Origin of the sequence: Streptomyces azureus (assembly GCF_001270025.1) — a bacterium.
GTDB lineage: Bacteria > Actinomycetota > Actinomycetes > Streptomycetales > Streptomycetaceae > Streptomyces > Streptomyces azureus.
The window spans coordinates 1-9,734 of the sequence record NZ_DF968468.1; the positions used below are offsets into that span (position 1 = coordinate 1).

Here is a 9,734-nt window from a genome sequence, read left to right on the forward strand (position 1 = left end):
CAGTTACCGACACGAGTGATCAAGTACGACGAGCCGTTCGAGGCCCGAGGTTAAAGATCAAGCTAGGGCTGACCGTCCTCCAGCGTCCGCGTCCGCGGTCAGACGATGGTCCGGTCCCGGCCCCGTGCCGCCATCAGCACCAGGTACAGCACCATCGACGTGCCCAGGCCCACCGCCCAGCCGTAGTCGGCCAGGCCGGCCAGTGCCGGGATGGGGCGGCCGTCGATCAGCGGCTTGAAGCTGGCGCCGCCGACGGCGAGGACGCCTCCGGCCACGAAGGCGACGACGGCCCGCCAGTTCCAGCCGCCCTCGTACCAGTAGCGGCCGCCCGTGCGGTACAGGTCGGTCAGATCGAGCTTGGCGCGGCGCAGGATCCAGTAGTCGGCGATGAGGATGCCCGCGACGGTGCCGAGCAGGCCGCCGACCAGGCCGAGCCAGGTGAAGATGTAGCCCTGCGGGTCGGAGTACAGCTTCCACGGGAAGATCAGCACTCCGAGGACGCAGGTGGCGAGGGCACCGGCGCGGAAACTGATCCTGCGGGGCGCGATGTTGGAGAAGTCGAACGCGGGCGAGACCAGGTTGGCCGCGACGTTGACGGACAGCGTCGCCACCAGGACGGTGACGAGGGCGAACAGCAGGCCCACCGTGTTGTCGGTCTTGGCCGCGAGCTGTACCGGGTCCCAGATCGCCTCGCCGTAGACCGCCTGCGAGCCGGAGGTGACCATCACGGACAGGAACGCGAACAGCGTCATCGTCGTCGGCAGACCGAGGGCCTGACCCCACGTCTGCGCCTTCTGGCTCTTGCCGTAGCGGGTGAAGTCGGGGATGTTCAGCGACAGCGTGGACCAGAAGCCGATCATGCCCATGAGGGCCGGGGCGAACAGCTTCCAGAAGTCCGGTCCCCAGCCGAGCTTCGACGGCTGGTCGAACAGCGGGCCGAAACCGCCCGCCTTGTCGCTCATCCACCACAGCATCACGAACGCGCCGACGAGCACGAAGGGCGCCGCCCAGTTCTCGAAGCGGCGGATGGTCTCCATGCCGCGGTAGATGATGACGACCTGGAGCGCCCAGAAGATCGCGAACGACAGCCACATCGTCCAGGCGTAGCCGCCGACCTTCGCCGCGTCCGTCCAGCCGCTGCCGACGAGCTTGCCGGCCAGGAAGTAGATGGCCTCGCCGCCGATCCAGGTCTGGATGCCGAACCAGCCGCACGCCACCAGCGCCCGTACGACGGCGGGCAGGTTGGCCCCGCGGATGCCGAAGGAGGCACGGGCGAAGACCGGGAAGGGTATGCCGTACTTGGGTCCGGCGTGCCCGGTGAGCAGCATCGGTATCAGCACGATCACATTGGCCAGGGCGATGGTGAACACCGCCTGCTTCCAGTCCATGCCGACGGCGATGAGACCGGAGGCCAGGGTCCAGGAGGCCGTGTTGTGGGCCATGCCGACCCACAGCGCGGAGAAGTTGTACGTGGTCCAGGTGCGCTTCTCGACGGGGACCGGCAGCAGGTCCTCGTTGGCGTAGGGACCGGTCGGCGCCGGGGCGCCCGGGGCGATCTCCACCCGGCCGTCGGCGAGGGTGACTTGAGTGGGCGGCGGTGGGGCCGTGGGAGCGGTATCGGTCATGGGCCAGGCCAATCAGGGGAGGTGGGACGGGAAAGGCCATGCGGGTGATGCCGATGGGGGGTGCGCTCGGGAGCGTCCTGGCCCCCCTTCCCGGGCCGGGGGAAGGGGGGAGATTGGAGGGGTGCCGCGAAGGGGGTCAGCCGTTGACGGCCGGGATCACCCGTGATCCGTACGCGTCGATCACGGCTTCCTGGGCGTCGTGCATGTCGTAGACGGCGAACTGGTCCACGCCGAGCGCGCGCAGCGCGTTCAGCTTCTCGACGTGCTTCTCGACCGGCCCGATCAGGCAGAACCGGTCGACGATCTCGTCGGGCACGAACTGGGTGTCGGGGTTGCCCGCGCGGCCGTGGTGGGAGTAGTCGTAGCCCTCCCGGGCCTTGATGTAGTCGGTGAGTTCGTCGGGGACGGCTGCGGAGTGCTCCCCGTACTTGGACACCAGGTCGGCCACGTGGTTGCCGACCATCCCGCCGAACCACCGGCACTGGTCGCGCGCGTGGGAGAGCGCCTCGGGCGAGTCGTCCTCGGTGACGTAGGCGGGGGCGGCCACGCAGATGGTCACCTCCGAGGGGTCCCGGCCGGCGGCGACTGCCGCGTCCTTCACGGCCTTGACCATGTACTCGGTCAGATAGAGGTCGGCCAGCTGGAGGATGAACCCGTCGGCCTCCTCGCCGGTCATCTTCAGGGCCTTGGGGCCGTACGCGGCCATCCACACGGGAAGTTCGGCGCCCGGCCTGATCCACGGGAACCGGACGACCGTACCGCCGCCGAGGTCGGCCTCCTGGCCGCTGCCGAGGGCCCGGATGACCTTCATGGCCTCGCTGATCCGGGCCAGCGTGTTGGGCTTGCGGCCGGCCACGCGCATGGCGGAGTCGCCGCGGCCGATGCCGCAGACCGTGCGGTTGCCGTACATGTCGTTGAGGGTGGCGAAGGTGGAGGCGGTGACCTCCCAGGTGCGGGTGCCCGGGTTGGTCACCATCGGCCCGACCTTCAGTTGCGTGGTGTTGGCCAGGATCTGGCTGTAGATCACGAACGGCTCCTGCCACAGCACGGCGGAGTCGAAGGTCCAGCCGTGGGAGAATCCGTTCCGTTCCGCGCGCTTCATCAGGCTGATCACCCGCGAGGCCGGCGGGTCGGTCTGCAGGACGAGTCCGAAGTCCATCCGCACCACTCCTAGTTGAGGTACTGACAGGTGGAACGCGGGGTGTAGACGCCGTGCCCGGCGTGTCCGGTGTACTCCCGCTCGGTGATGACGGGTTCGCCGCGCGAGAGGACCGTCTCGACCCGGCCGGTGACGCGTTTGCCTTCGTACGCCGAGTAGTCGACGTTCATGTGGTGCTCTGAAGCCGACATGACCTGCTCGGCGTGCGGGTCGTAGATGACGACGTCGGCGTCGGCGCCCGGCGCGATGGTGCCCTTCTTCGGGTACAGGCCGAACATCCGGGCCGGGGTGGCGCAGGCGATCTCGATCCAGCGGCGGCGGGAGATGTGCCCGTCGAGGACGGCCTGGTGGAGCAGGTCCATACGGTTCTCGACGCCCGGAAGGCCGTTGGGGATCTTGGAGAAGTCGCCGCGGCCGAGTTCCTTCTGGCCGACGAAGCAGAAGGGGCAGTGGTCGGTGGAGACGACCTGGAGGTCGTTCGTGCGCAGCCCCTGCCACAGTTTGGCCTGGTGCTCGCGGGGCCTGAGCGGGGTGCTGCACACGTACTTCGCGCCCTCGAAGTCCGGCTCGGCGAGGTTGTCGGTGGACAGGAACAGGTACTGCGGGCAGGTCTCGCCGAAGACGTTCAGCCCCTCGTCGCGGGCCCGGGCCAGTTCGGCGACCGCCTCCATGGCCGAGACGTGCACGACGTACAGGGGCGCGCCCGCCACCTGCGCGAGCCGGATGGCGCGGTGGGTGGCCTCGGCCTCCAGCAGGGCCTTGCGGACCTCGCCGTGGTAGCGGGGGTCGGTCTCGCCGCGGGCCAGCGCTTGCTCGACCAGGACGTCGATCGCGATGCCGTTCTCGGCGTGCATCATGATCAGGCCGCCGTTCTCGGCGGAGCGCTGCATGGCGCGCAGGATCTGGCCGTCGTCGCTGTAGAAGACGCCCGGGTAGGCCATGAACTGCTTGAAGGAGGTGACGCCCTCCTCGATGAGCAGGTCCATCTCCTTGAGCGTCTCCTGGTTCACGTCGGAGACGATCATGTGGAAGCCGTAGTCGACGGCGCAGTTGCCCTCGGCCTTGGCGTGCCAGGCGTCCAGGCCCTCGCGCAGACTGTGCCCGACGCTCTGCACGGCGAAGTCGATGATCGTGGTCGTGCCGCCCCAGGCGGCGGCGCGGGTGCCGGTCTCGAAGGTGTCTGAGGCGAAGGTGCCGCCGAAGGGCAGCTCCATGTGGGTGTGGGCGTCGACGCCGCCGGGGATGACGTACTTTCCGGTGGCGTCGATCGTCCGGTCGGCGGTGAAGGCCTCGGCGGCGGGGGTGCCGGAGGTTGCGAGGGCGGCGATTCGGCCGTCCTCGATCAGGACGTCGGCGTGGATCTCGTCGGATGCGGTGATGACGAGGCCGCCGCGGATCAATGTTCGGCTCATTGGTCGCTCCTCGCGGTTTGAATCTGCCGGTTGTCCGGGGCTGGTCTCGCGCACGCGGCGGTAGCCGCATATCGAACACAGCCCCGCGCCCCTAGAGGTCCGTCAGCGGACCGTACGTTCCCGGCACCCTGTCCCTGTAGAACTGCCAGCGGTCGCGGACCTCTCGCAGTTTCGCCATGTCCAGGTCGCGGACGACCAGTTCCGGCTCCTTGTCGCTCGCCACCTCGCCGACGAACTGGGCCTCCGGGTCGACGAAGTACGACGTCCCGTAGAAGTCGTTGTCGCCGTACTCCTCGACTCCGACCCGGTTGATCGCGCCCACGAAGTACTCGTTGGCGACGGCCGCCGCCGGCTGTTCCAGTTGCCAGAGGTAGCCGGACAGGCCTCGGGACGTGGCCGAGGGGTTGAAGACGATCTCGGCGCCCGCGAGGCCGAGCGCCCGCCAGCCCTCGGGGAAGTGGCGGTCGTAGCAGATGTAGACGCCGACCTTGCCCACGGCGGTCTCGAAGATCGGCCAGCCGCTGTTGCCCGGGCGGAAGTAGAACTTCTCCCAGAAGCCCCTGACCTGCGGGATGTGCGTCTTGCGGTACTTGCCGAGGTAGGAGCCGTCCGCGTCGATCACGGCGGCGGTGTTGTAGAGGACGCCGGGCTGTTCCTCTTCGTACATCGGCAGGACCAGGACGATGCCCAGTTCCTTGGCGAGGGCCTGGAAGCGGCGGACGATCGGGCCCTCGGGGATCTGCTCGGCGTACTCGTAGAAGGCCGGGTCCTGGACCTGGCAGAAGTACGGTCCGTAGAACAGCTCCTGGAAGCACAGGACTTGGGCACCCTGCGCGGCCGCGTCGCGGGCCGCCTGCTCGTGGACCTGGATCATCGACTCCTTGTCGCCCGTCCAGGCGGTCTGGAAGACGGCGGCACGGATCACTCGGCTCATCGGGACCTCCGGTCGCTCGGTGTGCCATGAGCCTAGGGAGGGCGAAAGGCGTCGTTGAGTTGCACCGTGTCACGTCTGCGGGCGTGCGGCGTGTCACCGTGTCACTCTGCTCTGAGCGCATGTTTCACCGCCGTTTTCCCAGGTGGTCGGGTGTTTCACTGCTGTTGCGCGTCGTGCGCGAGAAGTGCGATGTGCACCGAGGCGGCCTGCTCGAAGTCGTCGAGGTCCACTCCGAGGCGGACCTGTATGGCTTCCAGGCGGCGGTAGAGGGCGGGCCTGGAGACGTGGTGGAGCTGGGCGGTCCGGGACTTGTTGCGGCCGGTGGCGAGGTAGGTGCGCAGGACGGACAGCAGGTCCTCGTCGGCCTCGCGCAGCAGCCCGTCCAGCTCCCGCTCCGCGAAGGACTGTACGTGCGGGTCGTCGCGCAGCAGGCGGATCAGGCCGCGCAAGTGGACGTCCCGCAGGCGGACGACCGGCGGGAGGTCGAGGGCGGCGGCGGAGTCGGCGACGGCGTCCGCCACGTGCTGGGCCTCGCGCAGTCCGGCGGGGACGTCGTCCCAGACGACTCGGGAGTCGGCCGCGGCGACGACCGTGCGGGCCGGGCCGGAGTCGGTGCGCAGCCGGGTCGCGAAGTGCGCGGCGAGGGCGTCCGCGTCCTGGTCGCGGGGGAGGCTGAGCAGCACGGCGGTGGCTCCGTCGGCCAGTTCGGCGACCAGCCCGGGCAGGCCCAGCAGGCGCAGCAGCCGGTCGAGCCGGGGGGTGTCGCCGTCACGGACGACCAGCGGCACGAACGTCCGCCGGTTGACCGGCAGCCCGGCCGCGCGCGCCCGGGGCAGCAGCTGCCGTGCCGGTACGACGCCGCTGACCAGGTCGGTGAGCAGGCTCTGCGCGGACTGCTCCTCCCAGGAGCACGCGGCGCCGCCGCCGAGCATGCGGTGCAGGACGAGGGCCTCGGCGGCGCGGTCGGCCAGCAGCCGTCCGGTGGCGGTGTCGCCCCGGTAGCCGCACAGCACGATCCGGCCCCACCTCTCCCCGCGCCCGCCCAGCTCGGCCCGGATCCAGCCGTCGCCCTCGGTGCCGCCGGCCTGTCGGGCTATGCGCTCCCAGTCGCGCAGCACGTCGTCCACCGCCGGCCGCTCCCCCGCCGTGCCCAGGACGCGGTGGGCGAGGTTGGTGACGACGACCGGGCAGGCGCTGTGCCGGGCGACCTCGTCGAGCAGGCGTTGCAGCGGGGCGCCCGCGGTGATGAGGGCGGTGAGTTCGGTGCGGACGGCCTCGGAGAGGCTGACGGCGGCGAACTTGCGCCGTACGAGCCGTGACTGGACCTCCTCGGTCAGTTCGGCGAAGGGGAAGGGCCGGTGCAGGACGACCATCGGCAGCCCGCACCGCTCGGCCGCCCGGCGCATCACGTCCGGTGCGGCGGGGAAGGCGCGGCCGAGCCCGAGGACGACGGCAGCGGCCTCCGCGCGGTGCAGCGACCGGACGTACTCGGCCTGCTTCTCCTCGTCGCCGGCGAGCAGCACGCCGGTGGTGAGGACCATCTCGCCACCGCTCAGCATCACGCCGACGTCGGCGGCCTCGGCGACGTGCACCCAGCGCACCGGCCGGTCGAGATGGCTCGCGCCGGCCACCACCTCGGGCTCCCCGGCGAGCACCCGCTCAAGGGTGAGGACCTGGCGGACCGACAGGGCCGGTTCCAGGGGCTCCCAGATGTCCGGGGTGGTGGTCATGGCGGACTTCCCTTGCCTCAGTTCACTGCTACTGGATGCTCCTCAGAGCGTTCTCGAGGATCGCGGCGCCCTCCTCGGCCTCCGCGACGTTGAGGGACAGCGGCGGGGCGACGCGCAGCGAGCTGGTGTTGTGGCCACCGCCCTTGCCGATCAGCAGGCCGCCCTCGCGGGCCGCCTCCAGGACGGCCGCCGCGGCCTGCGGGTCGGCCTCGTCGGTCCCCGGCTTGGTGATCTCGATGCCGATCATCAGCCCGCGGCCGCGCACCTCCCGTACGGCCGGCACCTGCGCGGCGGCGGCCCGCAGCCGCTCGATGAGCAGGCCGCCGACGCGCCGGGAGTTGCCCTGGAGGTCGTGTTCCAGCAGGTAGTTGAGGTTGGCCAGGCCCGCCGCCATGGTGATCTGGGTGCCGCCGAACGTGGAGATGCTGTTGGAGTCCAGGCAGTTCATGATCTCGGAGCGGGCGACGACACCGCCGATGGACATGCCGTTGCCGATGCCCTTGGCGAAGGTCATGATGTCGGGCGGCCCGTTCTGCCCGTGTGCCTGCCAGCCCCAGAAGTGCTCGCCGGTGCGGCCCCACCCGGTCTGCACCTCGTCGGCGATCCACAGGATGCCGCGCTCGTGCAGCACCTCGCGGAAGGCGGCGTACAGACCGTCCGGCGGTGAGGTGAAGCCGCCGACGCCCTGGATGGGTTCGGCGATCAGCGCGGCCGGCGCGCGGGTGTGCCCGAGCAGGTCCACCAGATCGTCGACGCAGGCCGCGATGAAGCCGTCGTCGCTGAGGGAGGCGTACGGGCCGCGGGTGCGCACCCCGCCGTGGACGTAGAGCGTCTGGAGCGGGGACAGCGAGGTCGGGGACCAGCCGCGGTTGCCGGTGATGCCGACCGAGCTGAAGGACCGGCCGTGGTAGCTGTTGCGCATCGCCATGATCGTGTTGCTGCGGCGGTACGTCGTGGCCAGCAGCAGGGCGGTGTCGTTGGCCTCGGTGCCGGACGTGGTGAAGAAGACCCGGGCGTCCGGGATGCCGCTCAACTGGGCGATGCGCTCGGCGAGCTCAACCATCGGCCGGTTGAGGTAGAGGGTCGAGGAGTGGATGATCCGCCCGGCCTGCTCGCTCACCGCCTTGGTCACCTCGGGCAGCGCGTGCGCGGTCATCGTGGTGAGGATGCCGCCGAAGAAGTCGAGGTACCGGTTGCCCCGGGCGTCCCAGACGTGGCGCCCCTCGCCGTGGGTGATCTCCAGGGGGTCCTCGTAGTACAGGGCGAGCCAGTCGGGGAGCACGGCCCGGTGGCGGCCCAGCAGGTCGTCGGTCACGGCTGCACCAGTCCTTCGTAGGCGTCGGGGCGGCGGTCGCGGTAGAAGGCCCACGTCTGCCGCACTTCTTCGATGAGGTCGAGGTCCAGGTCCCGGATCACGAGCTCCTCCTGACTGTCGCTGGCGAGGTCTCCCACGAACTGCCCGCGGGGGTCGACGAAGTAGCTCGTCCCGTAGAAGTCGTTGTCGCCGTACTCCTCCCGCCCGACGCGGTTGATCGCGGCGATGTAGTAGGCGTTGGCGACGGCCGCCGCCGGCTGCTCCAGCCGCCACAGGTGGGACGACAGGCTCCGGTGGGTGGCGGAGGGGTTGTAGACCAGCTGGGCTCCGGCCAGGCCGAGCTCCCGCCAGCCCTCCGGGAAATGGCGGTCGTAGCAGATGTAGACGCCGACCTTGCCGGCCGCGGTGTCGAATACGGGCCAGCCTAGGTTGCCGGGCTTGAAGTAGTACTTCTCGCGGAAGCCCTTGAGCTGCGGGATGTGGTGCTTGCGGTACTTGCCGAGGTAGGTGCCGTCGGCGTCGATCACGGCCGCGGTGTTGTAGTAGAAGCCGGGCTGCTCCGCCTCGAAGACCGGCGCGACGATCACCATGCCGGTCTCGCGCGCGATCGCCCGCATCCGCCGCACGGTCGGCCCGTCAGGCACCGGCTCGGCCCAGCGGTAGTGTTCCGGCTCCTCGACCTGACAGAAGTAGGGGCTGTTGAAGACTTCCTGGAAGCCGATGATCTTCGCGCCCCTGCGGGCCGCCTCGCGGGCGTGCTCCTCGTGTTTCGCCACCATGGACTCGGTGTCGCCGGTCCAGGTGGCCTGGACCAGAGCGGCACGTACGACGTTGGCCATGAGCTGCTCCTTCGACGCGACGTCAGCGCCTCTACGCCCGTAGAAACGGCCGTAGAGCCACGAACGTAAGCCTCCGGCCCGGGCTTGCCAAGACCATCGTCGCCAACCCGCGGCGCCGGGCGCGATTCGCACTCCTGTGGGTGAGTCGCCGGGGGCACGGCCTCCCCGGTCAGGCGGGGAATCCGGCGACCCGGAGGGCGTGGAGGAGGTCCCAGCGGCGCTCGTCCGACACGCCCTGCGCGGCCTCCAGCAGGAGCGGTACGAGGGTCTGCGGGCCGGGCTCGGCGCTGCGGGCCGCCTCCTCGGGGGTGCGGGCTCTGACGTACGCGTCGAGCAGCGCGCGCACCTCGCGGTGACGGCCCTCGGCGACGAGTCCGAGGACGGCCTGTCCGACCTCGCCCGGGGGCCGGGCGACCCCCTGCCGCAGGATCTGCTGCGCGTCTTCCGTGCGCCCGGCCGCACCCAGCGCGTCCGCCGCGGCGACCAGCCGCCCGGCGGGCAGCGAGGCGGCCTCCCAGAGCAGGGTCTGCCAGTCCGCACCCAGTCCGGCCCGCTCCAGTTCGACCGCGAGCAGCGGAAACCGGGCCGGGGGCCAGGTCGCGGCCTCGACCAGCAGGGCATGTGCCTCGCCGCTGCGCCCCTCCTTCCGCAGCCGCGCGAGCGCCTCGACGGCTTGCACGACGTCCCTCCGCTCCGCCCCGCCGACGGCCACGACTTGCG

At 70.5% G+C, this 9,734-nt stretch carries 8 protein-coding genes; all 8 read right to left on the reverse strand.

Going from position 1 to position 9,734, the window contains the following annotated elements:
- Nucleotides 1-98 precede the first annotated feature (98 nt).
- Nucleotides 99-1,625 (reverse strand): NCS1 family nucleobase:cation symporter-1, encoded by a 1,527-nt coding sequence (locus AOQ53_RS35850; RefSeq protein WP_059423818.1) that lies wholly within the window; start codon nucleotides 1,623-1,625, stop codon nucleotides 99-101.
- Nucleotides 1,626-1,761: 136 nt separating this feature from the next.
- Nucleotides 1,762-2,784, reverse strand: coding sequence for a TIGR03842 family LLM class F420-dependent oxidoreductase (locus AOQ53_RS35855; protein ID WP_059423819.1), 1,023 nt, complete (start codon nucleotides 2,782-2,784; stop codon nucleotides 1,762-1,764).
- 11 nt (nucleotides 2,785-2,795) lie between these two features.
- On the reverse strand, nucleotides 2,796-4,196 hold the full coding sequence (gene hydA / locus AOQ53_RS35860) for a dihydropyrimidinase (protein ID WP_059423821.1): 1,401 nt from the start codon (nucleotides 4,194-4,196) through the stop codon (nucleotides 2,796-2,798).
- Between the two features lie 91 nt (nucleotides 4,197-4,287).
- Nucleotides 4,288-5,130 carry a nitrilase-related carbon-nitrogen hydrolase gene (locus AOQ53_RS35865; protein WP_059423822.1) on the reverse strand — a complete coding sequence of 281 codons (843 nt, stop codon included), beginning with the start codon at nucleotides 5,128-5,130 and terminating at the stop codon, nucleotides 4,288-4,290.
- Nucleotides 5,131-5,285: 155 nt separating this feature from the next.
- A complete protein-coding gene (locus AOQ53_RS35870) occupies nucleotides 5,286-6,860 on the reverse strand; it encodes a PucR family transcriptional regulator (protein WP_059423823.1) in 1,575 nt (524 codons plus the stop codon).
- A gap of 28 nt (nucleotides 6,861-6,888) precedes the next feature.
- Nucleotides 6,889-8,175: an aspartate aminotransferase family protein gene (locus AOQ53_RS35875; RefSeq protein ID WP_059423825.1), complete on the reverse strand. Its 1,287-nt coding sequence runs from the start codon at nucleotides 8,173-8,175 to the stop codon at nucleotides 6,889-6,891.
- Nucleotides 8,172-9,014 (reverse strand): nitrilase-related carbon-nitrogen hydrolase, encoded by an 843-nt coding sequence (locus tag AOQ53_RS35880; RefSeq protein ID WP_059423827.1) that lies wholly within the window; start codon nucleotides 9,012-9,014, stop codon nucleotides 8,172-8,174. The genes AOQ53_RS35875 and AOQ53_RS35880 overlap by 4 nt, the downstream gene beginning before the upstream one ends.
- 169 nt (nucleotides 9,015-9,183) lie before the next feature.
- Nucleotides 9,184-9,734, reverse strand: a 551-nt coding sequence (locus AOQ53_RS35885; RefSeq protein WP_059423829.1) for a hypothetical protein, incomplete at its 5' end; no start/stop codon positions are given.